Genomic DNA, 25,817 nt, shown 5'->3' on the forward strand with positions numbered 1-25,817 from the left:
GGTAGGGGTCCGGCGAGGGAAAGTTACCGGCGGTACAACATGCCACCCGCCCGGGAAGGGGGCCGGTAGGGTGCGGAGGTGGCAGAAGGACACGAGCACCGCGAATACCGCATGGAGGAGCTGGCCAAGGAGGCCGGGATCCCCGTCCGCACCCTGCGCTTCTACCGGGAGCGCGGCCTGATCTCGCCGCCGCGGCGCGAGGGCCGCATCGCCTGGTACGACGACCACCATCTGGCCCGGCTGCGCACCATCGCCGGCCTGCTGGAGCGCGGCCACACCCTCACCGGGATCGCCGACCTGGCCCGCACCTTCGAGAGCGGCCGCGATGTCGCCGAGGTGCTGGGCCTGGGCGAACCGACCGAGGAGACCCCGGTCCGGCTCACACCCGAGCAGCTGGCGGACTACTTCAAGGACGACTCGACGCCGGAGAACCTGGCGACGGCCATGGAGCTCGGCTACCTCGGCACGGACGGCGACGAGATCGTCCACATCAGCCGCCGTCTGCTGGAGGTGTCGGCCGAGCTCGTACGCGAAGGAGTCCCGCTCGCCGAGGTGCTCGCCTCCGGCCGCCGGGTCCGCGAGCACGCGGACGCCCTGGCCGACCTCTTCGTCACGACCCTGCGCGCCCACAGCACGGAGGCCGAACCACCCCAACTGCGCCCGCTGGCCCGCGCGGTGGTGGACGCGGAACTCTCGATGGCCCTGGACCGGCGGCTGCGCCGCGAGACGGACCCGCCGCAGCCGTAGGCGCGGCCGCGGCGCCGGGGCGGGGCGGACGGGGCCGCCACGACCCCGCCGACGCGACCCGCACCGCCGGGCGCCGGGCAGACCCGCCACGGCCCCGCCGACGCGACCCGTACCGCGTCCTACCGCTCGTACACCACCGTCACCGGCGCGTGGTCGCTCCACCGCTCCCCGTGCGTCGCGGCCCGCTCGACCAGGGCCTTCACGGCGCGCCCGGCCAGACCGGGCGTCGCCACCTGGTAGTCGATGCGCCAGCCCGTGTCGTTGTCGAAGGCGCGCCCGCGGTAGGACCACCACGAGTACGGCCCCTCCACGTCCGGGTTCAGGGCGCGCACGACGTCGACGTACGCGGCCTCCTCGAAGACCCGGGTCAGCCACTCCCGCTCCTCGGGGAGGAAGCCGGAGCTCTTCCTGTTGGCCTTCCAGTTCTTCAGGTCGGCCTCCCGGTGCGCGATGTTCCAGTCGCCGCACACCACGACCTCACGGCCATCGGCGGCCGCCCGCGCCTTCAGGCCCACGAGGTAGGGCAGGAAGGCCGCCATGAAGCGCTCCTTCTCGTCCTGCTTGTCCGTGCCGACCTCGCCCGAGGGCAGGTAGAGGCTCGCGACCGTGACGCCCGGGAGGTCGATCTCGACGTACCGGCCGCTCGCGTCGAACTCCTCGCCGCCCTCGTCGCCGAATGCGCCGAAGCCGATCTGTACGCGCTCGGGCGCCCGGCGGGAGTAGAGCGAGACCCCGGCCCGGCCCTTGGCGGCGGCCGGCGCGTGGACGGTGTGCCAGCCCTCGGGCTCACGCACCTCGTCGGGCAGCTGCTGCGGCTCGGCCCGCACCTCCTGGAGGCAGATCACATCGGCATCGGTCTGCGCCAGCCACTCGACGAAGCCCTTCTTGGCGGCGGCACGGAGTCCGTTCACATTTACGCTGGTAACGGTGAGCATTCCGGCACGATACCGACCCAGTCGATCGCATACATGTACCATGATTCGCATGAATATCCAGCAACGCCCTTACGATCACCCCGATGCCGTCAAACTCAACGACCAGGTGCAGCTCGAATACGCCGAGCGTTACGGGGACGAGGGCGACATCACACCGCTGGACGCCACGATGTTCGACCCGCCGCACGGGCTGTATCTGCTCGCATACGACGCGTCGGACCGCCCGGTCGCCACCGGCGGCTGGCGCTCGCAGGAGCGCAACGACCAGGGCTACTCGGACGGTGACGCCGAGCTCAAGCGGATGTTCGTGATACCCGAGGGACGCGGCCAGGGCCTGGCCCGCCGCATCCTGGCCGCCCTGGAGGCCGACGCCCGGGCGGCGGGCCGTACCCGCATGGTGCTGGAGACCGGTGACCAGCAGCCCGAGGCGATCGCGCTGTACCTCTCCAGCGGCTACGCACCCTGCGAGAAGTTCGGCCACTACCGGACGTACGACAGCAGCCGCTGCTACGCGAAGCCGCTCCAGCCCTAGCCCTGCCCCTGCCCCCGGCCCACGCCCGCCAGGAACCGCACCACCGCGCCGTTGAACGCCTCGGGCCGCTCCAGGCCGGGCAGGTGCCCGGCCTCCTCGACCACGACCAGTTCCGCGCCCGGAATCAGCCCGTGCAGTGCCCGGGCCTCCGCGACGGGTGTGTAGACGTCGTCCGCGCCCACGACGACGAGGACCGGCACCCCGGCACCGGCCAGCGAGTCGCGGTAGTCGGTCCGCTCAGCCCGGCCCCGCAACGCGGCGGCCGCGCCCTCCGGAGCGGTGTCGCGCATCATGCCCAGCACATGCGCGGCGACGTCCGGCAGCCCGGTGACGTTGTACGGCGCCAGCATCTTGTCGATGACCTCGTCCGCGTACCCGCCCATTCCCTCGGCGAGCAGCCGGTCGGCGAGACGGTTGCGGAACGCCTTGCCGTCCTCGGTCTCGGCGACCGGTGAGGTGTCGGCCAGGACCAGCGCCGCCACCCGGTCCGGATGGGAGCGGTGGAACTCCATGGCGATCTGCCCGCCCATGGACACCCCGCCGACCACGGCCCGCCCGATGCCGAGGTGGTCCAGCAGCGCGGCGATGTCCGCGGCGAAGACCTCGAAGAGGGTCCGCCCCGGGACGACACCGCTCTCGCCGTACCCCCGCAGGTCGGGCACGACCACCCGGTACCCGGCCGCGACGAGCGCGGTGACCTGCGGCTGCCACATGGTCCGGTCGAACGGGTGCCCGTGGACGAGGACGACGGGCGGCAGTTCACCGGCGGGTCCCTGGTCGTCGTACGCGAGCAGGGTGCCGTCGTCCGCCGTGAACCCGCCACTCACCGGACCACCCGCCCGACCCCCACGTAGAAGCCACTGCGCTCGACGACCGGCACCGGCTCCTCGCGATACCACTCGGTCGCCGTGACGAGCCCCGGCTCGACGAGCTCCAGCCCCTCGAAGAACCGCTCGACCTCGGCCCGCGTACGCATCTGAAGCGCGATGGCACCCTTCCTGTACGCCTTCTCGGTCTCCTGCCTCAGCTCCGGGTGCTGGTCGGCGGTGCCGTGCGAGAGGGCCAGGTAACTGCCGTTGGGCAGCGCGTCGACCAGGGTGCGGGTGATGCCGTACGGGTTCTGGTCGTCCGGCAGGAAATGCATCAGTGCGTTGAGCGAGAGGGCGATGGGCCGGTCGAAGTCCAGGAGCCCGACCGCCTGTTCAAGGATCGCCTCCGGCTCCCGCACATCGGCGTGGAGGTAGTCGGTGGCCCCTTCGGGGGCGCTCACGAGGAGAGTCTCCGCGTGCCGCAGGACGATCGGGTCGTGGTCCGCGTAGACGACCCGGGCGGCGGGCGTGACCGCCTGGACGATCTGGTGGAGGTTGGGTTCGGTGGGGATGCCGGCGCCGATGTCCAGGAACTGGTCGATCCCGGCACGCGCCAGCCAGGCGGAGGACCGGTGCATGAACGCCCGGTTGCGTGCGGCGTTGCCGCGCGTCTCCTCCGGCAGCGTCTGCCCGAAGCTCCGGTCCGCCGGATAGTTCTCCTTGCCGCCCAGGAACCAGTCGTAGACGCGGGCGGGATGCGGCCTGCTGGTGTCGATCGGGGGCTGGGGTCCGGGTGTACCTGCCGTCACGGGCCGCTCCTCGATGCGGAGAGTCTCAACGTCGGGTCAATGCCTCAGCCTAAGGGCTGTCGGCGATCGCTCACTGCGGCCGACTCATTTCAACACCCTTGCGTTGAAGTGCACTTCAACACGCACACTCAACTCCGCGGCCACCGCAGGACGGTGGCCGGAACCGGAGGGGAACGTCATGAAGTACCGCACCATCGGCACAGATCCCGCCACCCGCCGCGAGGTGAGCGTCCTCGCGCTCGGCGCCATGCTCTTCGGATCGGTCACCGACGAGAAGACCTCGTTCGCGATCCTGGACCACTTCGCCGAGGCCGGCGGCACGTTCATCGACACCTCCGACAACTACGCGTACTGGGTCGAGGGCGGCCTCGGCGGCCAGAGCGAGCGCCTGCTCGGCGCATGGCGGCGCAGCCGTGGTGTCGGGGACGAGATCGTCATCGCCACCAAGCTGGGCGCCGAACCGCTCGCCCCGGGCACCGGGTTCGTCGACAACCCGGAGGGCCTGTCGGCGAAGGCGGTCCACGAGGCCGTCGAGCGCAGCCGCGAACGCCTCGGGGTGGAACGGCTCGACCTGCTCTACGCCCACATCGAGGACCGCACCGTCCCGCTCGCCGAAACGGTCGAAGCGCTCGGGGAACTGAGCGCGGCCGGTACGGTCGGGCTGCTGGGTGCCAGCAACCATGCCATCTGGCGGGTGGAGCGCGCCCGGGCACTCGCGGCCGCCGCCGGACTGCCCGGCTACCAGGTCCTCCAGTACCAGCACAGCCACCTCCGCCCCCGGTTCGACGTCCCCAGCCCCCTCTTCGAGGACGGCAGCCTGGGCCATGCCGGGCCCGAACTCCTCAGCTACCTGCGCGCCGAGCAGGACCTGACCCTGGTCGCCTACTCCCCGCTGCTCGCCGGCGCGTACACCCGCCCGGACAAACCGCTCCCCCAGGACTACGACCACCCCGGCACCCCCGCCCGTCTCGCGGTCCTGCGCGAGGTCGCGGCCGAGACGGGGGCGAGCGTCAACCAGGTCGTCCTGGCCTGGCAGATCGGCGGCCCGCTGCCCGTGATCCCGCTGGCCGGGGCTTCGTCGGTGGCGCAGCTGAAGGAGAACCTGGCGGCGGTGGACCTGGAACTGACGGACGAGCAGCGGGCGCGGCTGGACGGGGCGCACTGAGGACGGCGGCCCGCGTCCGAAGGACCTCTCTCCTGACGGGTCCGGTGAACTCCGGACCCGGACCCGGCATCCGGCCGCAGACCTCAGGCCGCGGCGCGCCCGTCGAGCGGGCGGCGGCGCAGGGCCGTCTCGGTCAGCGAGCGCGCCGGGAACGAGACGGCGGGGTTGTACAGGTTCGTCCCGGGCGGCACGATGGCGTCGATCCGGTCGAGGGTCGCATCGTCCAGGGTGAGCGCGGCGCCCTTGAGCAGGCCTTCCAGCTGCTGCATCGTCCGCGGTCCGATGATGGCCGAGGTGACGGCCGGGTGGGCCACGGTGAAGGCCACCGCGAGCTGGGGCAGGGTGCAGCCGATGCTTTCCGCGAGTTCGACGAGCTGCTCCACGGCGTCGAACTTGGCGGCGTTCGCGGCGATCGCGGGATCGAAGTTCGCCGGCCGGATCGCGGCCCGTCCGGTCGTCAGATCCGAGGGCCTGTCCTTGCGGTGCTTGCCGGTGAGGAACCCGAAGGCCAGAGGGCTCCAGACCAGTACGCCCATGCCGTAGCGCTCGCAGACCGGCAGGAGCGAGGACTCGATGCCCCGGGCCAGGATCGAGTAGGGCGGCTGATCGGTGCGGAAGCGCCCCAGGCCGCGGCGCGCGGAGGCGTGGTGCGCCTCGACGATCTCCTCGGCCTGGTAGTTCGAGCAGCCGAACGACCGGATCTTCCCCTGGCGCACGAGGTCGTCGAGGACGGAGAGGGTCTCCTCGATGTCGGTGGTGTGGTCGGGGAAGTGGATCTGATAGAGGTCGATCCAGTCGGTGTCCAGGCGCCGGAGGCTGTCCTCGACCGCCTTGAGGATCCAACGCCGGGAGTTCCCGCCTCGGTTGGGACCCTCACCCATCGGGAAGTGGACCTTGGTGGCGAGCACTACGTCGTCACGGCGTCCTCGCAACGCCTTGCCCACGATCTCCTCGGACTCGCCCTGCCCGTACATGTCGGCGGTGTCGACGAAGTTGATGCCCTGGTCGAGGGCGGTGTGGATGATGCGGGCGCAGTCCTCGTGATCGGAGTTGAATCCGTCCTGGAACATCATGGTCCCCAGGCAGTGGACGCTGACCTCGATGCCGGTTCTGCCGAGCGGGCGATAGCGCATGGTGGTGCTCCCCTACTAGCCGATCACGCAGGCGACACAAGCGTCGGCCGCACGAGGAACCCTAGGAACTAGAGCCCCCTCTAGATCAACCCATTACCCTGAGCGGCATGGTCGAGGTCCCCACGATTCTGAGCATCGGACAGGTCGCCGAACGCACCGGTCTGAGCGTTCACGCCCTGCGCTTCTACGAGCAGGAGGGCCTCTTCGTCAACGCCGTGCGGCGCGGGTCCGGCGGACGCCGGGTCTACGACCAGGACGATGTGGACTGGCTGACGGTCTGCATCATCCTCCGCGCCTCCGGCATGCCCCTGACCGTGCTCCGCCGCTACACCGAGCTCGTCCGGGAGGGCGCCGGCAACGCGGAGGAACGGCTCGCGCTCATGCGCGAGCACCAGGAGCGGGTCACGGACCGGATCAGCCGGCTCACCGAGTCCCTGGACCTGATCACGTTCAAGGTCGGGGTGTACGAGGACCTGGTCGACCAGGGCGACGCCGCCGAGCAGTGCCACGGTCCTGCCTGAACCGGGAAACCTGGCGGCCCGGAGCGCTCCTCGCGTACCCCAGGTCTCCCGATGCCCCCGGAAACGCCAAGATCCCGCCCGATCAATCAGATCGGACGGGATCTTGTGAACTCTTCCTGAGCTGACTCAAGAACAGTTGCTGCGGCGGGGTGTTCACGAGTACCACTGGCCAGCAGGGCAACCTCCCCGTTCAAGACCCCTTCCCGGTAGGGAAGTGATCGTTTCCCAGCGCACCTGCGGAAGGGGGTACGGTCCACCGCATGGTGGGCGACTTCGATGCAGCTGAGGCTATGCACGCCGGCATATCGGACCGGTCGGAGGCATGGAGCTTCATCCGGGCCTTTGCGGCTGGGTGGTACGCGCCCTTGGCCGATGGCGACGGCGTCAGTGAGGACGAGCTCAAGCAGGTCGAAGGCCAATTGGGCCTGTCGCTCCCTACCGCTCTGCGTGAGGCCTACCTGCTTTTCGGCCGACGTCCGGAGTTGTTCGAGCACCAGGATCCGATGCTGCCTCTCTCAGAGCTTTTCGTGCACGAGGACCTCGGTGGTGTGCTGTGCTTCCGGAGCGAGAACCAGGGGTGCTCCTTCTGGGGCGTGCGTCTGTGCGATCTGGGGCAGGCCGACCCGCCTGTCTTCGTCCAGTCGCGCGAGGGCTGGCGGCTGTTCATGGAGAGAGTCTCGCTGGCATGCGTGGAGCTGGTCCTCTCCGAGACCCTGTTCAGCGACGGGCCTCTCTACAACGCATGCGAGCTGCCGGCAGGGGTCGTGGGGGAGGTTCCGCGGCTCTTCCAGCGGGTCGCCCTCCCGGACTACCCGATGTGGACCGGTGATGACGAGTCACCGGTCCGCTGGTTCTCTGCTCCCGGGCTTCTTCTGCGGCAGGACGGGCTGACGGCCGAGTGCTGGCTGCACGTCCGGGGGAAAACTCTGGCCCACCTCTCAGCAGCCTGCATCACGGTCCCGGGACGGTGGGCCCAGTGGCAGGGAACGGAGCCGACCGCGATCGACGAGCTTCCCTTCTCAGCGGTCTCGGCCCGATAGGCGTCCAAGAGTCGGAAGAATTTCTCGACCGGAGTTGAGCCCTCGGGGGTGTTGCGCTCGATGCCGGCTGCCCAGCCGTACGACGCACTGCCGCTGCTCCCAAGGCGTTCCTTGAGCCACTGACTGAACCGCGGCATCGACGACGACACCCCGCTCCGTGAACAGATCGCCGCCCGCGAGCCGTACTACCTGCGCCTCAAGGAGTCCGCGGACGAGCGCGGCGCGATCCGGCTCCAGTGCCCGGCCAGCGGACCGTCGCCCGCAGTGGCCTGCCCCCGCTTCAGCCAGGTCCACCAGATCCCCGCACCGCGGCCCGCCACCGTCGACCTCACCAACCGGCGGGCCACCGCCGCACACACCGCGGCCAAACCCACCGTGCCCATCCCCCAGGGCCGAACGCCTGCGAGCCCTGCCCAAGAAGGACCTGCCGCGGATCTGCCAGAAACCGACGATCACGACCCGGCCCGGCGACCTCGGCAAACGCGACAAGTTCCGCCAGGACCGGCACTGCCTCCACCCCAGCTGGCAGGACGCCTACCGACCCGAACGGGCGAACATCGAAGGGGCGCCCATGCTCGGACACCAACTCGAACAGACCCCGGAAACGCCAAGATCCCGCCCGATCAATCAGATCGGACGGGATCTTGTGAACTCTTCCTGAGCTGACTCAAGAACAGTTGCTGCGGTGGACCTGTGGGGATTTGAACCCCAGACCCCCTCGATGCGAACGAGGTGCGCTACCAGACTGCGCCACAGGCCCTTGCAACGAGTGAAACTTTAGCACCCCGACAGGGGTGCTCGGAAATCCATTCCGCGCTGGTCAGCCGAGCCGGTGTCGCAGCGGGCGGTACGGCCGTCTCACTCGTTGGCCGCGCGGGGGCGGTCGTCCTCGTCGTACTGGTCGAAGAGCGGGGTCCGGCCCCGGTCGCGGGCGCGGCGGGACTGGACGGAGCGCTGGCGCGGCGCCGGGTCCACCGTGGGTGTCGCGGGCTGCGGGGCAGCCGACTGAGCGGGTTCGGCGGAGGAGGAGCGGGCCGCGCTCCAGGTCTCCGGGTTGCCGACCTCGATGCCGCCCGTGGCGCGCGGGGCGACCGGGGCCGTGACGTAGGTCGGCAGCGGGACCGGGACCGGCTCCCAGCTGTCGCCCTGGACGCGGCCGCGCTCGCGCTGCTGGTCGACCCACTCCGCGTGGTCCGTCTGCTCGACCAGGGCGCGGCGGCCCGCCTCCTGCGGGGAGACCGTGGGAGTGGGCTCGGGGGCGGGGTGGCGGGCTTCGGAGTCCTCGTCGGCGTCGGCGGGGGCCGTCGCGGCCGGCTGGTGGCGGCGGGGGCGGCTCTCGCGGAGACGCTGCGCGGCGACCTCCGCCCGGCGCCGGTCCATGGTGAAGGCGAACCTGCGGCGCTCCTGCGCGCGCAGATGCACGATGTACGTGCTCAGCAGCACGGCGGGGACCGCCGGCGCCCAGAGGAAGCGAAGGCCTCCCACCGCCGCGACGACCGCGCCGAGCGTGAAGCCGAGGAAGAGGACCACGGTGGTACGCCGACGGCGCGCGAGTACCTGGAGGCGCTGCGCACGCCGGGCGCGCTCCGCGTCGATTCCACCGGGGCGCGGACGCCGGTCGGATGCGGGCGCGGATACATCGGGGGACGGCTCGGGGTGGTCGCGCGCCGGACGCTTGTGCGCCGCGCGCTCCTGGGCGGCGTGCTCCGGCGTACGAGCCGGGTCGAGCACCCGGGCCTCGGTGTGCGCCGGAGGCGCGGAAAAGGCCCGGACGTCGACGGATTCCATTCGGTCCGTGACTTCGTCCGGGTCGGCGTCGGGCGCCGCCTCCTCATCGGTGCGCTCCCGCAGCTCCTTGGCGTACCGGCGCTCCATCGCCGCCCGTCCGGACAGCAGCCGGATGGCGGTGCTGAAGCGTTCCGTCGGACGGGCTTCGTTGAGCTCGTCCTGCCTGCGGAGCCACATCGGTACCAAGTAGGCGGCCCAGGCCCCGACAATGACTGCGTAGATGAGGCCGCTGCTGCTCACATCTCACACCGTAGAGGGGTTTGCGTGGAGGCATCCGCCAATTGGCGCGGTGTGTCGCACGTTCCGGCTGATATCACGGACTTTTTTTGTGATTGTTCGGATCAACAGTCGGCGTTTGTGCGTTCGCTAGCGGTCATCGACCGATCAATTTCGAACACACATTTCATTCCCGGCCGTACTCCGGCCGATCGGGGCGCTCCGGTCGCGGCCGGCGCCACCTCCGGAGCAGGCCGTCGGGCACCTCCTCCGCGGTGAGCGCGTAGATCAGATGGTCCCGCCAGGCGCCGTCGATGTGCAGATAGCGGGGACGGATGCCCTCCTCGCGGAATCCGAGTTTCTCCACGACCCGCCGGCTGGGCCCGTTCTCGGGGCGAATGCACACCTCGATGCGGTGCAGCCCGACCGCGCGGAAACAGTGGTCGGTGGCGAGGGCGACCGCGGTCGGCATCACGCCGCGGCCCGCCACCTCCTGGTCCACCCAGTAGCCGACGTGGCCCGAGCACATCGAGCCCCAGGTGATCCCGGCCACGGTCAACTGACCGACCAGGCGGCCCTCGTACTCGATGGCGAACGGAAGCATCCGGCCCGCGTTGGCCTCGGATCGCAGATGGCGGATCATCTGGCGGTACGTGGGGCGCTGGGCGACCGGTCCGCCGGGAGCGGGCGGGGGCACGGTCGCCTCCCAGGGGCGCAGCCAGTCCCGGTTGCGCCGGTTGACCTCGCGCCACATGCGCTGGTCGCGCATCTTTATCGGCCGGAGGGCGACGTCGCCGTCCACCAGGATCACCGGCCAGGTCGGGACGTTCAGCTCGGGCTCCCCGGTCGGGGGTGATCGCCGCCGTGGAGCTGGTCGACGGCGTGCACCAGGATTCGGTCGAGGACGGCCAGCCCGTCACGCACTCCGCCGGTGGAGCCCGGCAGATTGATGATGAGCGTGCGCTCGGCCACCCCGGCCACCCCTCGCGAGAGCGCGGCCGTGGGGACCTTGTCACGGCCCTCCGCACGGATCGCCTCGGCGATGCCGGGCAGCTCCCAGTCCAGCACGTTGAGGGTGGCTTCGGCGGTGCCGTCGGTGGGCGAGATGCCCGTACCGCCGGTGGTCACGATGACGTCGTACGCGGCGGCCAGGCCGTCCCACAGCGCCCGCTCGACCGGGTCGCCGTCGGGCACGACCTGCGGCCCGTCGACGGTGAAGCCGAGCCCGGACAGCGCGGCGGCGATCAGTGGTCCGCCCTTGTCCTCGTAGACCCCGGCCGCGGCCCGGTTCGAGGCGGTCACCACGAGGGCGCGGTAGCCGGCGTCCGGCTGACCGGCGCTCACGCTTCCGCCCCGCCGGACGCGCTGCGCCGGTAGTCGCCGGACTTGCCGCCCGACTTCGCCTCGACCCGGACGTCCGTGATGACCGCGGACTTGTCGACGGCCTTGATCATGTCGACGACGGTGAGCGCGGCGACCGAGACCGCGGTCAGGGCCTCCATCTCCACGCCGGTGCGGTCCGTCGTCTTCACGGTGGCCGTGATCTCCACCGCGTCGTCGGCGACGGAGAGGTCGACCGTGACGCCGGAGACGGCCAGCGGGTGACAGAGCGGGATCAGGTCCGGGGTGCGCTTGGCGCCCATGATCCCGGCGATGCGCGCGGTGGCGAGGGCGTCGCCCTTGGGGACCCCCTCGCCCCGGAGCAGCTCGATGACACGCGGCGAGACGAGGACCCTGCCGCTGGCGCGGGCGACGCGCGCGGTGACGTCCTTCGCGGAGACGTCGACCATGCGGGCTGCGCCCGCCTCGTCGATGTGCGTCAGCCTGTTCTGCGTACTCAACTAACTCCGCCTAGCGGTAGGGCGCCGGTTGCCCCGGTGCTGCACCGGGGTGCAGGTCCGGGGTCCGGGGGGTGTCCCCCGGAAGGCACAGCGGCAGATACCGTACCGCCACCGGACGCCGGTCAGCGGAGCAGGATCACCTCGGTGTCCGCGCCGGGCTCCGCGGAGGTGACGTCCTCGGGCAGCACGATCAGCGCGTCCGCCTGGGCGAGCGCCGCGATCAGATGGGATCCCGAGCCGCCCACGGGGGTGACGGTGCCCGCCTCCGCGTCGTACGTCCCGCGCAGGAACTGCCGTTTGCCGGCCGGCGAGGACAGCGCCTTGTCGGTGACCAGCGAGGCTCTGGCCGTCGGGCGGTTCACGTCGGGCAGGCCCATCAGGGTGCGGATCGCCGGTCGCACGAACAGTTCGAACGAGACGTAGCTGGAGACCGGGTTGCCCGGGAGTGCCAGCAGTGGGGTGTGGTCCGGGCCGATGGAGCCGAAGCCCTGCGGCTTGCCGGGCTGCATGGCGAGCTTGCGGAAGTCGACGCCGCCGCCGGGCTCGTCCTCGTCGCCGACGGAGGACAGGGCCTCCTTGACGACGTCGTACGCGCCCACGCTGACGCCGCCGGTGGTGACGACGATGTCCGCGCGGATCAGCTGGTCCTCGATCGTGGCCCGGAGCGTCTCGGCGTCGTCGGAGACGGCTCCGACCCGGTAGGCGATCGCTCCGGCCTCGCGCGCGGCGGCCGTCAGCGCGAAGCTGTTCGAGTCGTAGATCTGGCCGCCGGTCAGTTCCTCGCCGGGCTGGACCAGTTCGCTGCCGGTGGAGATGACGACGACGCGGGGGCGGGGCCGTACCTTGACCGTCGAGCGGCCGATCGCGGCGAGCAGACCGATCTGGGGCGGCCCGATCACCGACCCCTCGCGCAGCGCGAGGTCGCCCGGACGCACGTCGCTGCCGCGGGCCCGGACATGGGCGCGGGCCTCGGCCGGGCGGTGGACGCGGACCTCACCGGCCGCGCCCTCGGGGGCGTCGCTGTGGGCGCGCATCGTGGCGGCGGGGCCTTCGCCCGTGCCGCCGTCGGTCCACTCCACCGGGACCACGGCCTCGGCGCCTGCCGGGAGCGGGGCGCCCGTCATGATGCGGGCGGCCTCCCCCGGCCCCAGGCGCTGGTCGCCGTCCAGTCCGGCGTCGCCCGCCGCGACGTCGCCGATGACGGTCAGGACGGCGGGGAACTCCTCGGTGGCGCCCTCCACATCGGCGACGCGGACCGCGTAGCCGTCCATCGAGCTGTTGTCGAAGGGCGGCAGGGCGATCTCCACCACGACGTCCTCGACCAGGACGCAGCCCTGGGCCTCGGGCAGTTGCAGCTCGATGGGTTCGAGCGGCCTCACCGCGGCGAGGATGTCTTCCAGGTGCTCGTCCACCGACCAGATCGTGCTGCTCAAGGTCCTACATCTCCTCGGTGACGTAGCTGCGGAGCCAGGTCCGGAAGTCCGGGCCCAGGTCTTCACGTTCGCACGCGAGTCTGACAATGGCACGGAGGTAATCGCTCCGGTCACCGGTGTCATAGCGGCGGCCCTTGAAGACGACGCCGTGTACCGGGCCGCCCGCCTTCTCGTCCTCGGCGAGGAGCTGGAGGGCGTCGGTCAGCTGGATCTCGTCGCCGCGGCCCGGCTCGGTCCTGCGCAGTATGCCGAAGACCGCGGGGTCCAGGACATAGCGGCCGATGATGGCGAGATTGCTGGGCGCGTCGGCCGGTTCGGGCTTCTCGACCAGACCGGTGATCCGCATCACGTCGGCCTCGGCGGTCGGTTCGACGGCCGCGCAGCCGTACTGGTGGATCAGTCCGGGCGGGACCTCCATGAGCGCGATGACGCTTCCGCCCTCGCGCTCCTGGATCTCCACCATGCGGGACAGCAGCGGGTCGCGCGGGTCGATCAGGTCGTCGCCCAGCAGGACCGCGAAGGGCTCGTCGCCCACGTGCGGCTCCGCGCACAGCACCGCGTGGCCGAGACCTCTCGGGTCGCCCTGGCGGACGTAGTGCATGGTGGCGAGATCGCTCGACTCCTGGACCTTGCGCAGCCGTTCCGCGTCGCCCTTGCGGGTCAGCGCGGACTCCAGCTCGTAATTGCGGTCGAAGTGGTCTTCCAGGGGCCGTTTGTTGCGGCCGGTGATCATCAGGACGTCGGAGAGCCCGGCGGCGACCGCCTCCTCGACGACGTACTGGATGGCAGGCTTGTCGACGACAGGCAGCATCTCTTTGGGAGTGGCTTTGGTGGCCGGCAGGAAGCGGGTGCCGAGGCCCGCCGCCGGGATGACAGCCTTGCTGATCCCGTGGTTCGACTGAGTCATGCGCAGAACCTTAACGGTCACGCATGGGCGGAAGATGAGGCTCCGGTTAACTTTGTACTCATATATGCCAGTACGAGAAGTCTGTGGGTGCCCCGTTGAACACCGACATGTCCGCAAAGACACCACTGAGGCGTGAACTGCTCGCCGCCCGGCGCCTTCTGACCGGTGAGGACATCGAGCGGGCCGCCGCGGTCCTGGCCGGTCGCGCACTGGAACTCCCGGAGGTGGCCGGGGCCCGCACCGTGGCCGCGTACGTCTCGGTGGGGAGCGAACCGGGGACCCGCGCCCTGCTGGACGCGTTGCGCGCGCGGGGCGTACGCGTCCTGCTGCCGGTGCTCCTGGCCGACAACGACCTGGACTGGGCGCCGTACGAGGGAGCGGGGAGTCTCCGGAAGGCCGGGCGCGGGCTGCTGGAGCCCGCCGGGGCGCCGCTCGGCCCCGACGCCGTCCTGGACGCCGACGTGGTACTGCTGCCCGGCCTCGCCGTGGACGGGCGCGGGATGCGGCTCGGCCGCGGCGGCGGCAGCTACGACCGGGTACTGGCCCGCCTCTCGGCAGCCGGGGCGCACCCCGCACTGATCGTCCTGCTGTACGACAACGAGGTGGCCGCGCGGGTCCCGGAGGAACCGCACGACCGCCCCGTGGACGCCGTGGTGACCCCGGCCGGCCCCCGCCGCTTCGACGAGAACTGAGGCGCGTCGGCGCTTCGTCAGGAGCTGGAACCGGAGGGGCCCGCGGACCTCGGAGGCATCCTCCGAGGTCCGCGGGCCCCTTCGCTACGGCTTCAGCAGTCCCTACGGCTTCAGCGTCAGCGTGTCCTTCGTCGCCCCGGCCACCGCGTTCGTCCCGTAGGACCAGTCGAGCAGTTCGCCGTTGACCCACTTGTCGGTCTGGTCGGTGTAGTGCGCGCTGAACGCGTGCCCGGAGGCGCCGGTGAGGTTGATCCAGCGGGACTTGTCCCAGTCCCCCACGTTGACGACCATCCGCATCGACGGGACCCAGACGACCTCGTAGCCGCCGGCCGCGTTCCAGCCGGTGGCGTTCACCGCGGCCTCGCCGCCGCCGAGGTTCCAGGGGCCTCGGTTGAGTGCCCGCTGGAGCAGTCCGGGACCTTCCGTGCCGAGGGTCTGGTTCTTCAGGGTCAGCTGGTGCAGCCGGCCCCAGCTCCACGTGGTGATGTCCTTGCCGAGCTTGGCGGTCAGCTCCCAGCGGGCGTCCTCCATGGCGCGGGCGAAGAGCTCCTCGCGGTTGTCGGTCGCCCGGTCCTTGCGGTTCGCCGGCGCCTTCCACCAGGCACTGTCCGGCTTGTCCATGAGGTTCGCGACGACCTGGTACCAGCGGTCACCGCCGTCCGGCTGCGCGGAGTCGGGTGCGCGCTGACCGCATTCCCGTACCAGCCGGTCCTGCTCGTCGACCGGGCCCGAGCTCTTGGCCGGGGGCACGTTCAGGCACTCGCCCTCGACGCGCATCTCCTTGGGCAGCTTGTCCCCGAAGGCCAGCTTGAGGATGTTGCGCCAGACCGCGTTGAAGTAGGCGGCGGCCGCCGAGTCGGCCTCCTGGGTGTAGTCCCAGCCCTCCAGCAGCTTCTGCGCCTCGCGGATGTCCTTGTCCGAGATGTTGATCTTCATCAGCTCGGGCACCAGCAGCGCGGCGATCTCGCTGGTGTTGTCCATCTGCATCTTCTGCATGTCTTCGGTCGAGATCTTCCCGCCGCCCTTGATCTTCGACTCGACGAGGTCGTTGATCCGCTGACTGCGGCTGCCGTAGCCCCAGTCCTTGGTGAGCATGTACGGGTACTTGTCCTCATCGATCACGGCCTGGTTGGCGGTGACGATGAAGCCGCGCGCCGGGTCGTACTCGTAGGGCAGCTCGTCGAAGGGGATCGGGTCCTTCTTCCAGCCGTACGACGAGGACCAGCCGGGGCTGGGCATCGTGCCGTCACCGGCCTTGCGGACGGGGATCTTCCCCGGCGCCTGGTAGCCGATGTGGCCCTTGGTGTCGGCGTAGATGAGGTTCTGCGAGGGGACCTCGAAGTGCTCGGCCGCGGCACGGAAGGTGGTGAAGTCCTTGGCCCGGTTCAGCTCGAAGACGGCGTCCATGGAGTGGCCCGGCTCCAGAGCGGTCCACTTCAGCGCCACCCCGTAGCCGTCCGCCCGGTCGGGGGCGGCATTGCTGACGGGGGCCTTCTGGCCGACCTTCTCCAGCTCGCCGCTGCGGTCGGAGACCAGCGGGCCGTTGTTGGTCTCGCGGACGGTGATGTGCCGGCTGCTGCCGCCCGCGACCTTGATGGTCTCCTCGCGGACGGTGAACGGCTTCACCTTGCCGTCGTACAGGTAGCCGTCGCCCGAGACCTTCTCCAGGAAGAGGTCGGTGACGTCGGCGCCGAGGTTGGTGAAGCCCCAGGCGATGTCCTGGTTGTGGCCGATGATCACACCGGGCATGCCGGAGAACGTGTATCCGGCGGTGTCGTACTTGCAGGTCGCCGAGACCGCGCGGCAGTGCAGCCCCATCTGGTACCAGAGCGAGGGAAGCTGCGGCGCCAGGTGCGGGTCGTTCGCGAGCAGCGGCTTGCCGGTGGTCGTGTACTTGCCGGCGACGACCCAGGAGTTCGACCCGATGCCGGTGCCGTTGGGGCCCAGCAGCGCGGGAATCTCGTCAAGGGTGTCGGACAGCGCGCCGAGCTGGGAGGTCAGGCCCTCGGTGGCGCCCTGGGCGGTCGCCGAACCCGTGCCGTCGGACGGGGTCGCCTGCGGGTCGAACTTCCCGGTGACCGGGGAGATCGCGCCCTCGCCGACGATCGGCCTGTGCTTGTCGTACGGGTACGCCGGGTACAGGTCCTCGATCTGGTCCGCGTCGAGCCGGCTGGTCATCAGCGAACGGTCGATCTCGTCCTGCATGTTGCCGCGCAGGTCCCAGGCCATGGCCTTCAGCCAGGCGACCGAGTCGACCGGGGTCCACTCGGTGGGCTTGTAGTCGTTGGTGAAGCCGAGGGCCGCGTACTCGACGGAGATGTCCGCGCCGTCGCGGTCCTTGAGGTAGGCGTTCACGCCGTCCGCGTACGCCTGGAGGTTCTTCTTCGTCTCGTCCGAGAGGACGGTGTCGTACTCCTCCTGCGCGACCTTGCGCCAGCCCAGCGTGCGCAGGAAGGAGTCCGTCTCGACCTGGCCGGAGCCGAACATCTCGGAGAGCCGGCCGGCCGTCATGTGGCGGCGGACGTCCATCTCCCAGAAGCGGTCCTGCGCCTGGACGAAGCCCTGGGCACGGAAGAGGTCGGCGTCGGAGTCCGCGTAGATCTGCGGGATTCCATAGCTGTCGCGCTTGACCTCGACGTTGCTGTCGAGCCCGGCGAGCTGGATCGTGCCGCTGGTCTGCGGGTACGAGGCGCGCACAGTGGTTACGGACCAGAACGTTCCGTAACCGACACCCGCGACAAGCGCCAGCACCAGGACGATCACGATCAGGCGGGCGCGTCGCCCCTTCTTCTTGCGCGGCCCGCCGCCGGCGGAACCGGTGGAGCCGGAAGAGGCGGTTGTATTGGCGGGCATCGCTGTCCTTCGAGGGCAGGGTGGTCCTGGGAGTGCAGGAGCAACCATAGGCGCAGCGCCGGGGCCACTCGGACGCGGTATCAGGATGACTCGAATTGCGTAGCGATCGTACGAATACTCGAACGCATCAAGAAAACGTTAAAGATTAGGTAAGGTAACGAAGTACCGGCCACCGGAAGTCGATCCGGCAGGCGTACGCAGGGAAGGACCGGCCACTGACTGTCCACGCGCTCAACGAACTCCTGCTCGTCTGCTCACTTGTCCTGCTCGTCGCCGTGGCGGCGGTGCGCATCTCGTCGCGCAGCGGGCTCCCCAGCCTGCTCCTGTATCTCGGCATCGGGATCGCCATGGGGCAGGACGGGTTCTTCGACGTCAAGTTCGACAACGCCGAACTGACGCAGGTGATCGGCTACGCGGCCCTGGTCGTGATCCTCGCCGAGGGCGGCCTCGGCACGAAGTGGAAAGAGATCAAACCCGCGCTGCCCGCGGCCGTCGTCCTCTCCCTCGTCGGCGTCGGCGTGAGCGTGGGCGTGACCGCGGCCGGAGCCCACTACCTGGTCGGCCTGGAATGGCGGCAGGCGCTGATCATCGGCGCGGTCGTCTCCTCCACGGACGCCGCCGCGGTCTTCTCCGTCCTGCGCAAGGTCCCGCTGCCCGCCCGGATCACCGGCGTCCTGGAGGCCGAGTCCGGCTTCAACGACGCCCCTGTGGTGATCCTCGTCGTGGCCTTCTCGACCGTGGGACCGGTCGACCACTGGTACGTACTGGTCGGCGAGATAGCCCTGGAGCTGGCGATCGGCGCCGCGATCGGCATCGCGGTCGGCTGGCTCGGCTCGTACGGACTGAGGCATGTGGCCCTGCCCGCCTCGGGCCTCTACCCGATCGCCGTGATGGCCATCGCGGTGTCCGCGTACGCGGCGGGCGCGATGCTCCACGGAAGCGGCTTCCTCGCCGTCTACCTCGCGGCGATGATCCTCGGCAACGCCAAACTGCCGCACTGGCCCGCCACCCGCGGCTTCGCCGACGGACTCGGCTGGCTGGCCCAGATCGGCATGTTCGTCCTTCTCGGGCTGCTGGTCACCCCGCACGACCTGATCGACGACTTCTGGCCCGCCGTCGTGGTGGGACTGGTCCTGACCGTGGTGGCCCGTCCGCTGGAGGTCTTCATCTCACTGGCGCCCTTCCGGCTGCCCTGGCAGGAGAAGGCCCTCATGTCCTGGGCCGGGCTGCGCGGCGCGGTGCCCATCATCCTGGCGACCATTCCCATGGTGTCCGGGATCGAGGGCTCCACCCGGGTCTTCAACATCGTCTTCGTCCTCGTCGTCGTCTACACCCTCATCCAGGGACCGACGCTGCCCTGGCTCGCGAAGGCCCTCAAGATCGGCGAAGATCCGTCCGAGGCGGCCGACCTGGGCATCGAGTCGGCGCCCCTGGAGCGGCTGCGCGGGCATCTGCTCTCGGTGGCCATCCCGGCGAAGTCGAAGATGCACGGCGTCGAGGTCGGCGAACTGCGCCTGCCCGCCGGAGCCGCGGTGACGCTGGTCGTCCGGGACGGCAAGAGCTTCGTCCCCGCGCCCTCGACCGTGCTGCGCCGCGGCGACGAACTGCTGGTCGTGACGACCGATCCGGTACGCGACGCGACCGAGGACCGGCTGCGCGCGATCGGTGAGGGCGGCAAACTGGCCGGCTGGCTGGGTACCGGCCCGAACACCGCCGACGAGACCCTCGCCGGACCGAACGTGGCCAACGCGCTCAAGGCGGTGAAGAAGCTGGGCAGGACGGACGACCCCCGGAAGCACGAGGGACGGCCCGCCCGGGATGCCAAGGCGCACCACTGAGAGCACGCCCCCGTTCACAGGCAAAAATGGTCGAATCGGACACAATCACAGGTACTTCAGGGCTTTTGCCTGTAGCATAAAGAAAACCCAGATCGACCTGTTTGATCCACCAACTCTGCCTGATGCAGAGCTGGCGCGACCGTATGGCGGTCGTGGCGTCCTCCGCCTCTGCTGCGAGCGCCCGGCATCTACCGCAGTTCCGCGCGAAGAGGACAGCTCTCGGCAGCTCCTGCGCCGGTCCGCACCCACGTGCCGGCCGGCACCGCAGGAGCACGGCCACCAGGCGGCAGAAAGGCAAGGACCGTGGCGTCCACGGTCTCCGACCGCCCCGGATACGGGCAGTTGCTGCGCACCCCGGGTGCGTGGACCTTCCTCCTGCCGGGCTTCGCCGCACGGCAGCCCTTCGCGATGCTGACCATCGGCATCGTCCTGCTCGTCCAGCACACCACCGGTTCCTACGGCAGCGCGGGCGCCGTCGCCGCCGTCACCGGGGTCTCCATGGCCCTGTTCGCTCCGCAGACCGGCAAGCTCGCCGACCGCTTCGGCCAGCGTGCCGTACTGCTGCCGGGCGTCCTCGTACACACGGCGTCCGTCTCGGGCCTGACCGCGCTCGCGCTGGCGGACGCCCCGATGTGGGCGCTGTTCGCCGCGGCCGTCCCGACGGGCGCCTCCGTCCCGCAGATCGGGCCGATGGTCCGGGCCCGCTGGGCGGCCGTGCTCGGGGCGGCGCCCGGCCGGGAGGCCTCGCCGCTGATGTCGACCGCGGCGGCCTTCGAGTCGGTGACGGACGAGTTCACCTTCGTCATCGGCCCGGTCCTCGCCACCGCCCTGTGCACCGGCGTGCACCCGGCGGCGGGGCTGATCGCCGAAGCCGCCCTGACCCTGTTCGGCGGCCTGTTCTTCGCCGCGCAGCGCGCCACCCAGCCCGCGGTACGCGCCACCGGACCCGCCGGATCGCAGCGGCACGCCTCCGCTCTGTCCGTTCCCGGCGTCCGCGTGCTCGCGGTGGCCTTCCTCGGGATCGGCGCGGTCTTCGGCGGGATGCAGGTCTCGCTGACCGCCTTCGCCGAGGAGATCGGCAGCCCCGGGGCGAACGGTCTGCTGTACGGGATCTTCGCGGCCGGCAACATGCTGGCCGGGATCGCCTGCGGAGCCATCGCCTGGAAGACCGGCCCGCGACGCCGGCTGATCGCCGGATACGCGGCCCTGACCCTCACCGCGTCGGGCCTGTGGGCGGTGCACTCCGTGCCGCTGCTGGCCGGGCTCGGACTGCTGGTCGGCCTCTCCATCGCGCCTGCGCTGATCAGCGGATACACCCTGGTCGAGGCCCTGGTTCCGGGCTCCGCGCGGACCGAGGCGTTCACCTGGCTGACGGGTGCCGTCGCGCTCGGCCAGGCGGGCGCGGTGACGGTGGCCGGACGGCTCGCGGACGCCCATGGCGCGAGCACCGGATTCCTGGTGCCCCTGGTGGGCACGGTGCTGGCTCTGGTGACCCTGGTGGCGCTGCGTTCACGGCTGCTCCCGAGGTCTTCGGGGCGGACCGTGGCACGTGGGATCGGTCACCGCGGGCCGGTCACGGTGGACTGATCCCGAGGAATACGTCAGTATGGAGCGTCGTTAGCACTCATCGAGTCAGAGTGCCAGGAGGAACAAGTGCCGACCTATCAGTACCAGTGCACCGAGTGTGGCGAGGGCCTCGAAGCGGTGCAGAAGTTCACCGATGACGCCCTCACGGTGTGCCCGAGCTGCGACGGACGCCTGAAGAAGGTGTTCTCGGCGGTCGGCATCGTGTTCAAGGGTTCCGGTTTCTACCGGAACGACAGCCGCGGATCCTCGTCGAGCAGCACGCCGGCCCCGGCCGCTGCGAAGGCCTCGGGTTCCGGATCGTCGTCCTCGACGGGATCGGACGCGAAGTCGTCGTCCTCGTCGACGTCCTCCTCCGGTGCCTCCGGCTCCTCGACGGCGTCTTCCTCGTCGTCCTCCTCTTCTTCGTCGTCCTCGTCGAGCGGTTCGTCGGCCGCCTGAGGCGCCTGCCCGACCGTTTCACCTGGCTTCACCGGGACCCCGCCGATTCACTCGGCGGGGTCCTCGGCGTTTCCCGCCCGGCTGTGTCGCACGTCCGGGCGAACGCCTACTGTGACCGCATGGTGAACGCAGAGATCGGTGTGATCGGCGGTTCGGGGCTGTACTCCTTCCTGGAGGACGTCACCGAGGTACGCGTGGAAACCCCTTACGGAGCGCCCAGCGACTCCGTCTTCCTCGGCGAGATCGGCGGCCGCCGGGTCGCCTTCCTCCCCCGCCACGGCCGGGAGCACCATGTGCCTCCGCACCGCATCAACTACCGCGCCAACCTGTGGGCGCTGCGTTCGGTCGGCGTACGCCAGGTGCTCGGCCCGTGCGCGGTGGGCGGGCTGCGGCCGGAGTACGGACCGGGGACGCTGCTCGTGCCGGACCAGCTGGTCGACCGCACGAAGACCCGTGTCCAGACGTTCTACGACGGGGAGACCCGGGCGGACGGGGTCGCGCCGAAGGTGGTGCACCTGGGTTTCGCGGACCCGTACTGCCCCGAGGGCCGCAAGGCAGCCCTCGCGGCGGCTCGCGGACGGGACTGGGAAGCGGTGGACGGCGGGACGCTGGTGGTCGTCGAGGGACCGCGGTTCTCGACCCGGGCGGAGTCGCGCTGGCATGCGGCGATGGGCTGGTCGGTGGTCGGGATGACCGGGCACCCCGAGGCCGTGCTCGCCCGTGAGCTGGGCCTCTGCTACACGACGATGACGCTGGTGACGGACCTGGACGCGGGCGCGGAGGCCGGCGAGGGCGTCTCCCACGAGGAGGTTCTCAAGGTGTTCGCGGCCAATGTCGACCGGCTGCGTTCGGTGCTCTTCGACGCGGTGGCCGCGCTGCCGGCGGAGGCGGACCGGGGCTGTCCGTGCGCGCGTGCGCTGGACGGGGTCGAGACGGGGATCGAGCTGCCGTAGGCGCTCGTCGCCTGCCGTCCCTCAAGGGGCGTTCCCTGAGGCCGTTCCTCATGGGGCGCCCCTTGACGACGTTTACCAGGGGGTCATCGGGGGGGCCGTCCCCTGACATCGCTTCTCGTGGGACGCGCCCTGATGTCGATTCCCAGCGGGCGTCCTTCAGGCGGGTGAGGGAGTTTTCCACATCGTGTGGGCCGTCCACAGGGCTCAGCGGGAATCTCGCGGGTGGTGAATCGTGGGTGCTGTCCGGCCGGTCCTCCCGGCCGGAGGACTGCTCGATCCGGTTCCGCTGCCCTCGATTTCCTGCTCTCGATTCCCTGTCCTCTGAACTCCCCTACCGCAGGCGGTGTTTGGCATGTCTCCGTACGGCTCCCTCTCCTCCTCCCTTCCCACGCCTCCGTCCGCGCCGCCACCCGCCGGGGTGCCGCCGTTTCCCCCGCTGCGGGTGCGCGGGGGCAGTGGGCACCGCCTGCGGCGGGCGGTGTGGCGGCAGCGGCGGGCGATGACCGCGGGACTGGCGCTGACGGCTGCCGCGCTGGCCGCTTCGGGGCTCGGCGGCAGTGGGGCCGGCAGCGGGGCCGGGAACGCGGCCGGGCCGGGTGGCGGGCGCGGCGCGGCCGAGGCGGCCACCACCGCCTCGCGCCGGGTGCCGCCGCCGGTCCGTCTGGTGTCCGCGCCCGTCCGGATCGCCGACGCGGAAACCGTCCGGCTGCTGCGCCCGGGCGACCGGGTCGACGTGGTCGCGTCCGAGGGCGCCGGAGCCGGTTCGCGGGTGCTCGCGAAGGGTGCGCGGGTGACCCGGGTACCGGAGGTGTCCGCCGAGGGTTCCACCGAGCACGGGGCGCTGATCGTGGTCTCCGTACCGCGGGCCACGGCCACGACGCTGGCCGGTGCGGGTATCTCGGCCGGGTTTGCGGTGATCCTGTGTTGATTCGTACTGACGAACCATCGCGTCACCTGACAGCAGCCCTGGATGGGGTGGATTCCCCTTGCACTGCCGTAAGTTGCGGAACGGTTTGCTCCTCTTACGGCACATGCGAAGGACGGCTCGGGCGTGAGCGAGAAGAAGAAAGTCAGTCTGCTGGAAGGCTTCAAGGCCTTCCTGACGCGCGGCAACGTGATCGACCTGGCGGTGGCCGTCGTCATCGGCGCCGCGTTCACGAACATCGTGAACGCCGTCGTCAAGGGTGTCATCAACCCGCTCGTCGGCGCGTTCGGCACCCAGGACCTGGAGAACTACAGCTCCTGCCTCAAGGGCCCCTGCGTGACGGACCCGGAGACGGGCGAGGCGACCGAGGGCATCCGGATCCTGTGGGGTTCGGTGCTCAGCGCCACCCTCAGCTTCCTGATCACCGCTGCCGTCGTCTACTTCCTGATGGTGCTCCCGATGGCGAAGTACCTCGCCAAGCGGGCCGCCATGCAGGCGGCGAAGGAAGGCGTGCAGGAGACGATGGAGGTGAGCGAGCTGGAGGTCCTGAAGGAGATCCGCGACGCTCTGGTCGCGCAGCGCAGCGGTGGCGGCAGCGGACCGGTGGAGGGCGGGGGCGGTCGGGCCCCGGGGCCGGACAGCCGGCCGTAGGGGGACGGGCTCAGACGTGGTGGGGCGGCTTCTCGTCGAGGAAGCGGGCCAGGTCGGCGGCGCTGCCGCCGGAGGGGGCCCGCTCACCCCATCCCCGGTCCGTATCGTCCGCGGACTGCTGGTCCAGCGGATCGTCGAAGATCAGTGCCGGCTTGGGCTTCGGCCGGTCCGGTTCGCTCGGCTTCGAATCGCGCGGTCCGGAGGCGGGGGCGGTACTCATACCTCCCAGGGTACGGCCGTCCCGTGGGCCCGGAGGCACCCTGCGCCCGCCTCCGGGCCGGGGCGCCGAAGCGGGCCGGGACGCCCGCCCGGGTCAGCGGTCCTTGGGGTCGAGCCACCAGAGGCCGAGCACGACGAGGAACGACAGGCAGAGGAACCCGGCCCCCCACCAGGCGGTGCCGGTGTTGCCCTCCATGTATTCGTCGATGATGACCGTGAGGCCCCAGAGCTGCCCGATGACGACGGTCATGGCCAGGGTCAGCCGTGCCGTGAGTTTCGAGGACCGCTCCGGCTCCTGGTCGCTGCCCGCTCCCGGACCCGGCCCCGTGTGGCGGACGCGCGGGTCGCCGTAGCCACTGGTGGACCGGATCTGCGGGTAGCGCTCGTGGACGGGCCGGTTGAGTTCGGGCCGTGCGCTGCCCGGGTGGTACTCGGGGTACTGCGGGCCAGGGGGCTGCTGGGCGTCGCTCATGTCCGCCTGCCGGGGGTCTCGGGCTCGGTGGCCCTGGTACGGGAGCCGCCGGAGGCCTGGGGAGCTTCGGCGCCGCCGCGGATTCCGGGGCAGCCGATCCGGGAGGCGAGGTCCGGGCGGTCGTCGCCGAGCTGGCGGCACAGCCCCTTCTCGATGCTCTCGCCGGAGCGGGTGGTGCCGATGGCCCAGATGCTGCCGTCCGTCTGCTCGGTGAGGACGACCTTGGGCAGTCCTCGGGGCGGCGGGCCGGCGGTGACCTCGCCGGTGCGGGCATCGAAGACGCCCTCGTGGCAGGGGCAGTACAGCTCGCCCTCGGAGCCCCGGTCCTTGCGCCACAGCACGGCGCAGGCCAGGTGGGTGCAGATCGCCGAGTAACCGACGAGGGTGCCGTCGTCCAGCCGGACGGCGACGGCCTTGTCCTCCTCCTCCGGGTAGCTGAAGGCGAGGGACTCCCCCGGCAGCAGCTGGGCACTGATCCGCTTCGGTGCGGGCGCCTTGTCGTCCTCGGGATCACCGTGACGGGGCAGCATGCCGCCCGCCACGCCGATTCCGCCGACCGCGAGGCCGCCGGAGACGGTGGCGACGATCCGCAGGTAGTCGCGGCGGGTGGTGAGGGAGTCGGCGGCGATCCGGTCGTGCAGGGCTTCGCGCGGGTCCCCGGTGGACGGCCGTCCCGGGTCCCCGGGGGACGGCTGTTCGGTGACGGTCATCGGCGGACGTCCTTCCCGTTGATCTCGACGACGGGCAGGCCGCCCGGAACCGGCCACTGGACCCGGTCCGCGGGGACGACCATGGCGACTCCGGTGCGGACCTCGGTCTCGCCGAAGACGAAGGTGTCGGCGACCTGGACTCCGGGGCGTTCGGCCTGGAGTTCCTCGACGGTTCCGTAGAAGAGCGCCCCGGTCGGGCAGACGGTGGCGCACATGGGGGCGAGACCGTAGGCGGTGCGGTCGTAGCAGAGGTTGCACTTCATCTGCAGCTTCGCCTGGAGGTCGATCTTCGGTACGCCGAAGGGGCAGGCGTTGACGCAGTTGGCGCAGCCGATGCAGCGGGTGGTGTCCGCCTGCTGCACCACCCCGTCCGCGGTCACCAGGATCGCGTCGGCGGGACAGACCTCGGCGCAGGGCGCGACAGGGTCCTCACAGTGCATGCAGACCGTGGGAAGGGAGGCGACGGACTGGCCCTCGTCGGTGTAGTCGAGGTGGATCATCGACTTGCCGCGGTGCGAGTCGCATTCCCGGCAGGCGGAGACACAGGCCTGGCAGCCGATGCAGCGCCCCGGGTCGATAAAGATCGTTCTGCCCATCATGCGG

Annotated in this window: 27 protein-coding genes and 1 tRNA gene; 12 read left to right on the top strand and 16 right to left on the bottom strand. The window is 70.7% G+C overall.

The window, feature by feature from the left end; translation table 11 throughout:
• Positions 1-111: 111 nt before the first annotated feature.
• Positions 112-747, top strand: a complete 636-nt coding sequence (locus ACIQMX_RS31350) for a MerR family transcriptional regulator (protein ID WP_402483234.1) — start codon at positions 112-114, stop codon at positions 745-747.
• A 119-nt stretch (positions 748-866) separates the two neighbouring features.
• Here the strand turns inward: ACIQMX_RS31350 and ACIQMX_RS31355 are convergent, their stop codons facing one another.
• Complete coding sequence (locus ACIQMX_RS31355; protein ID WP_363067283.1) at positions 867-1,682, bottom strand: exodeoxyribonuclease III; 816 nt, start codon at positions 1,680-1,682, stop codon at positions 867-869.
• Between the two features lie 49 nt (positions 1,683-1,731).
• Here ACIQMX_RS31355 and ACIQMX_RS31360 point away from each other — a divergent pair, with 49 nt between their 5' ends.
• Positions 1,732-2,214 (top strand): GNAT family N-acetyltransferase, encoded by a 483-nt coding sequence (locus ACIQMX_RS31360; RefSeq protein ID WP_363067282.1) that lies wholly within the window; start codon positions 1,732-1,734, stop codon positions 2,212-2,214.
• Here ACIQMX_RS31360 and ACIQMX_RS31365 read toward each other — a convergent pair.
• Positions 2,211-3,041 carry an alpha/beta fold hydrolase gene (locus ACIQMX_RS31365; protein ID WP_402483116.1) on the bottom strand — a complete coding sequence of 277 codons (831 nt, stop codon included), beginning with the start codon at positions 3,039-3,041 and terminating at the stop codon, positions 2,211-2,213. The two genes, ACIQMX_RS31360 and ACIQMX_RS31365, sit on opposite strands and share 4 nt — an antisense overlap.
• Positions 3,038-3,832, bottom strand: coding sequence for an SAM-dependent methyltransferase (locus tag ACIQMX_RS31370; protein WP_402483118.1), 795 nt, complete (start codon positions 3,830-3,832; stop codon positions 3,038-3,040). Before ACIQMX_RS31370 ends, ACIQMX_RS31365 begins: the two co-directional genes overlap by 4 nt.
• 178 nt (positions 3,833-4,010) lie before the next feature.
• On the opposite strand from ACIQMX_RS31370, the gene ACIQMX_RS31375 reads away from it, so the two are divergent.
• Positions 4,011-4,997: an aldo/keto reductase gene (locus ACIQMX_RS31375; RefSeq protein WP_363067279.1), complete on the top strand. Its 987-nt coding sequence runs from the start codon at positions 4,011-4,013 to the stop codon at positions 4,995-4,997.
• 83 nt (positions 4,998-5,080) lie between these two features.
• On the opposite strand, the gene ACIQMX_RS31380 is transcribed toward ACIQMX_RS31375, so the two are convergent.
• On the bottom strand, positions 5,081-6,130 hold the full coding sequence (locus tag ACIQMX_RS31380; protein WP_402483122.1) for an aldo/keto reductase: 1,050 nt from the start codon (positions 6,128-6,130) through the stop codon (positions 5,081-5,083).
• 107 nt (positions 6,131-6,237) lie between these two features.
• On the opposite strand from ACIQMX_RS31380, the gene ACIQMX_RS31385 reads away from it, so the two are divergent.
• Together ACIQMX_RS31385 and ACIQMX_RS31390 are read left to right on the top strand one after the other, a co-directional pair.
• The gene (locus ACIQMX_RS31385; protein WP_363067277.1) at positions 6,238-6,651 is read left to right on the top strand and encodes a MerR family transcriptional regulator; all 414 of its coding nucleotides are present in this window, start codon (positions 6,238-6,240) and stop codon (positions 6,649-6,651) included.
• 260 nt (positions 6,652-6,911) lie between these two features.
• Positions 6,912-7,691, top strand: a complete 780-nt coding sequence (locus ACIQMX_RS31390; RefSeq protein ID WP_402483125.1) for an SMI1/KNR4 family protein — start codon at positions 6,912-6,914, stop codon at positions 7,689-7,691.
• Between the two features lie 686 nt (positions 7,692-8,377).
• Here ACIQMX_RS31390 and ACIQMX_RS31395 read toward each other — a convergent pair.
• The 7 genes from ACIQMX_RS31395 to galU all read right to left on the bottom strand — a co-directional run bounded on the left by ACIQMX_RS31395 (position 8,378) and on the right by galU (position 13,876).
• Positions 8,378-8,451: transfer RNA gene (locus tag ACIQMX_RS31395), tRNA-Ala, on the bottom strand.
• A gap of 98 nt (positions 8,452-8,549) precedes the next feature.
• Positions 8,550-9,719 (bottom strand): gephyrin-like molybdotransferase receptor GlpR, encoded by a 1,170-nt coding sequence (gene glpR, locus ACIQMX_RS31400; RefSeq protein ID WP_363067275.1) that lies wholly within the window; start codon positions 9,717-9,719, stop codon positions 8,550-8,552.
• 163 nt (positions 9,720-9,882) lie between these two features.
• Positions 9,883-10,506, bottom strand: coding sequence for a GNAT family protein (locus ACIQMX_RS31405; protein WP_363067274.1), 624 nt, complete (start codon positions 10,504-10,506; stop codon positions 9,883-9,885).
• A gap of 17 nt (positions 10,507-10,523) precedes the next feature.
• Entirely contained in the window at positions 10,524-11,039 is a 516-nt protein-coding gene (locus ACIQMX_RS31410; protein ID WP_402483129.1) for a molybdenum cofactor biosynthesis protein B, read from the bottom strand.
• On the bottom strand, positions 11,036-11,536 hold the full coding sequence (gene moaC, locus ACIQMX_RS31415) for a cyclic pyranopterin monophosphate synthase MoaC (protein ID WP_363067272.1): 501 nt from the start codon (positions 11,534-11,536) through the stop codon (positions 11,036-11,038). Before moaC ends, ACIQMX_RS31410 begins: the two co-directional genes overlap by 4 nt.
• Before the next feature lie 122 nt (positions 11,537-11,658).
• Positions 11,659-12,969: a gephyrin-like molybdotransferase Glp gene (gene glp, locus ACIQMX_RS31420; RefSeq protein WP_363067271.1), complete on the bottom strand. Its 1,311-nt coding sequence runs from the start codon at positions 12,967-12,969 to the stop codon at positions 11,659-11,661.
• A 4-nt stretch (positions 12,970-12,973) separates the two neighbouring features.
• Positions 12,974-13,876, bottom strand: coding sequence for a UTP--glucose-1-phosphate uridylyltransferase GalU (gene galU, locus ACIQMX_RS31425; protein ID WP_363067270.1), 903 nt, complete (start codon positions 13,874-13,876; stop codon positions 12,974-12,976).
• A gap of 107 nt (positions 13,877-13,983) precedes the next feature.
• Between galU and ACIQMX_RS31430 the strand changes: the two genes are divergently transcribed.
• Positions 13,984-14,568, top strand: a complete 585-nt coding sequence (locus ACIQMX_RS31430) for a 5-formyltetrahydrofolate cyclo-ligase (protein ID WP_402483134.1) — start codon at positions 13,984-13,986, stop codon at positions 14,566-14,568.
• A 102-nt stretch (positions 14,569-14,670) separates the two neighbouring features.
• On the opposite strand, the gene ACIQMX_RS31435 is transcribed toward ACIQMX_RS31430, so the two are convergent.
• Positions 14,671-17,421 carry a penicillin acylase family protein gene (locus ACIQMX_RS31435; protein WP_402483137.1) on the bottom strand — a complete coding sequence of 917 codons (2,751 nt, stop codon included), beginning with the start codon at positions 17,419-17,421 and terminating at the stop codon, positions 14,671-14,673.
• A 275-nt stretch (positions 17,422-17,696) separates the two neighbouring features.
• Between ACIQMX_RS31435 and ACIQMX_RS31440 the strand changes: the two genes are divergently transcribed.
• The 6 genes from ACIQMX_RS31440 to ACIQMX_RS31465 all read left to right on the top strand — a co-directional run bounded on the left by ACIQMX_RS31440 (position 17,697) and on the right by ACIQMX_RS31465 (position 23,813).
• Complete coding sequence (locus ACIQMX_RS31440) at positions 17,697-19,259, top strand: potassium/proton antiporter (RefSeq protein WP_402483140.1); 1,563 nt, start codon at positions 17,697-17,699, stop codon at positions 19,257-19,259.
• Positions 19,260-19,562: 303 nt separating this feature from the next.
• Positions 19,563-20,846, top strand: coding sequence for an MFS transporter (locus tag ACIQMX_RS31445; RefSeq protein ID WP_363067266.1), 1,284 nt, complete (start codon positions 19,563-19,565; stop codon positions 20,844-20,846).
• A 66-nt stretch (positions 20,847-20,912) separates the two neighbouring features.
• Positions 20,913-21,284, top strand: coding sequence for an FmdB family zinc ribbon protein (locus ACIQMX_RS31450; RefSeq protein ID WP_402483144.1), 372 nt, complete (start codon positions 20,913-20,915; stop codon positions 21,282-21,284).
• 119 nt (positions 21,285-21,403) lie between these two features.
• Positions 21,404-22,237, top strand: a complete 834-nt coding sequence (locus ACIQMX_RS31455; protein WP_402483147.1) for an S-methyl-5'-thioadenosine phosphorylase — start codon at positions 21,404-21,406, stop codon at positions 22,235-22,237.
• A gap of 352 nt (positions 22,238-22,589) precedes the next feature.
• Complete coding sequence (locus ACIQMX_RS31460) at positions 22,590-23,165, top strand: hypothetical protein (RefSeq protein WP_402483150.1); 576 nt, start codon at positions 22,590-22,592, stop codon at positions 23,163-23,165.
• Between the two features lie 123 nt (positions 23,166-23,288).
• Positions 23,289-23,813 carry an MscL family protein gene (locus ACIQMX_RS31465; RefSeq protein ID WP_363067262.1) on the top strand — a complete coding sequence of 175 codons (525 nt, stop codon included), beginning with the start codon at positions 23,289-23,291 and terminating at the stop codon, positions 23,811-23,813.
• Between the two features lie 10 nt (positions 23,814-23,823).
• On the opposite strand, the gene ACIQMX_RS31470 is transcribed toward ACIQMX_RS31465, so the two are convergent.
• From ACIQMX_RS31470 to ACIQMX_RS31485, 4 genes are all read right to left on the bottom strand, one after another.
• Positions 23,824-24,033 (bottom strand): hypothetical protein, encoded by a 210-nt coding sequence (locus ACIQMX_RS31470; protein WP_363067261.1) that lies wholly within the window; start codon positions 24,031-24,033, stop codon positions 23,824-23,826.
• 93 nt (positions 24,034-24,126) lie between these two features.
• Positions 24,127-24,504 (bottom strand): hypothetical protein, encoded by a 378-nt coding sequence (locus ACIQMX_RS31475; RefSeq protein WP_363067260.1) that lies wholly within the window; start codon positions 24,502-24,504, stop codon positions 24,127-24,129.
• Positions 24,501-25,214, bottom strand: a complete 714-nt coding sequence (locus ACIQMX_RS31480; protein WP_402483155.1) for a Rieske (2Fe-2S) protein — start codon at positions 25,212-25,214, stop codon at positions 24,501-24,503. The genes ACIQMX_RS31475 and ACIQMX_RS31480 overlap by 4 nt, the downstream gene beginning before the upstream one ends.
• On the bottom strand, positions 25,211-25,813 hold the full coding sequence (locus tag ACIQMX_RS31485; protein WP_136327991.1) for a 4Fe-4S dicluster domain-containing protein: 603 nt from the start codon (positions 25,811-25,813) through the stop codon (positions 25,211-25,213). The genes ACIQMX_RS31480 and ACIQMX_RS31485 overlap by 4 nt, the downstream gene beginning before the upstream one ends.
• Positions 25,814-25,817 lie beyond the last annotated feature (4 nt).

It is taken from the genome of Streptomyces sp. NPDC091416 (genome assembly GCF_044756845.1).
Lineage (GTDB): Bacteria > Actinomycetota > Actinomycetes > Streptomycetales > Streptomycetaceae > Streptomyces.

What these genes read in the sequence shown, in the direction of transcription:
- ACIQMX_RS31350 (WP_402483234.1), top strand. Translation starts at nt 112, where the DNA reads ATGGAGGAGCTGGCCAAGGAGGCCGGGATCCCCGTCCGCACCCTGCGC.
- ACIQMX_RS31355 (WP_363067283.1), bottom strand. Translation starts at nt 1,682, where the DNA reads ATGCTCACCGTTACCAGCGTAAATGTGAACGGACTCCGTGCCGCCGCC.
- ACIQMX_RS31360 (WP_363067282.1), top strand. Translation starts at nt 1,732, where the DNA reads ATGAATATCCAGCAACGCCCTTACGATCACCCCGATGCCGTCAAACTC.
- ACIQMX_RS31375 (WP_363067279.1), top strand. Translation starts at nt 4,011, where the DNA reads ATGAAGTACCGCACCATCGGCACAGATCCCGCCACCCGCCGCGAGGTG.
- ACIQMX_RS31380 (WP_402483122.1), bottom strand. Translation starts at nt 6,130, where the DNA reads ATGCGCTATCGCCCGCTCGGCAGAACCGGCATCGAGGTCAGCGTCCAC.
- ACIQMX_RS31385 (WP_363067277.1), top strand. Translation starts at nt 6,238, where the DNA reads ATGGTCGAGGTCCCCACGATTCTGAGCATCGGACAGGTCGCCGAACGC.
- ACIQMX_RS31390 (WP_402483125.1), top strand. Translation starts at nt 6,912, where the DNA reads ATGGTGGGCGACTTCGATGCAGCTGAGGCTATGCACGCCGGCATATCG.
- galU (WP_363067270.1), bottom strand. Translation starts at nt 13,876, where the DNA reads ATGACTCAGTCGAACCACGGGATCAGCAAGGCTGTCATCCCGGCGGCG.
- ACIQMX_RS31430 (WP_402483134.1), top strand. Translation starts at nt 13,984, where the DNA reads ATGTCCGCAAAGACACCACTGAGGCGTGAACTGCTCGCCGCCCGGCGC.
- ACIQMX_RS31435 (WP_402483137.1), bottom strand. Translation starts at nt 17,421, where the DNA reads ATGCCCGCCAATACAACCGCCTCTTCCGGCTCCACCGGTTCCGCCGGC.
- ACIQMX_RS31455 (WP_402483147.1), top strand. Translation starts at nt 21,404, where the DNA reads ATGGTGAACGCAGAGATCGGTGTGATCGGCGGTTCGGGGCTGTACTCC.
- ACIQMX_RS31460 (WP_402483150.1), top strand. Translation starts at nt 22,590, where the DNA reads ATGTCTCCGTACGGCTCCCTCTCCTCCTCCCTTCCCACGCCTCCGTCC.
- ACIQMX_RS31470 (WP_363067261.1), bottom strand. Translation starts at nt 24,033, where the DNA reads ATGAGTACCGCCCCCGCCTCCGGACCGCGCGATTCGAAGCCGAGCGAA.
- ACIQMX_RS31475 (WP_363067260.1), bottom strand. Translation starts at nt 24,504, where the DNA reads ATGAGCGACGCCCAGCAGCCCCCTGGCCCGCAGTACCCCGAGTACCAC.
- ACIQMX_RS31480 (WP_402483155.1), bottom strand. Translation starts at nt 25,214, where the DNA reads ATGACCGTCACCGAACAGCCGTCCCCCGGGGACCCGGGACGGCCGTCC.
- ACIQMX_RS31485 (WP_136327991.1), bottom strand. Translation starts at nt 25,813, where the DNA reads ATGATGGGCAGAACGATCTTTATCGACCCGGGGCGCTGCATCGGCTGC.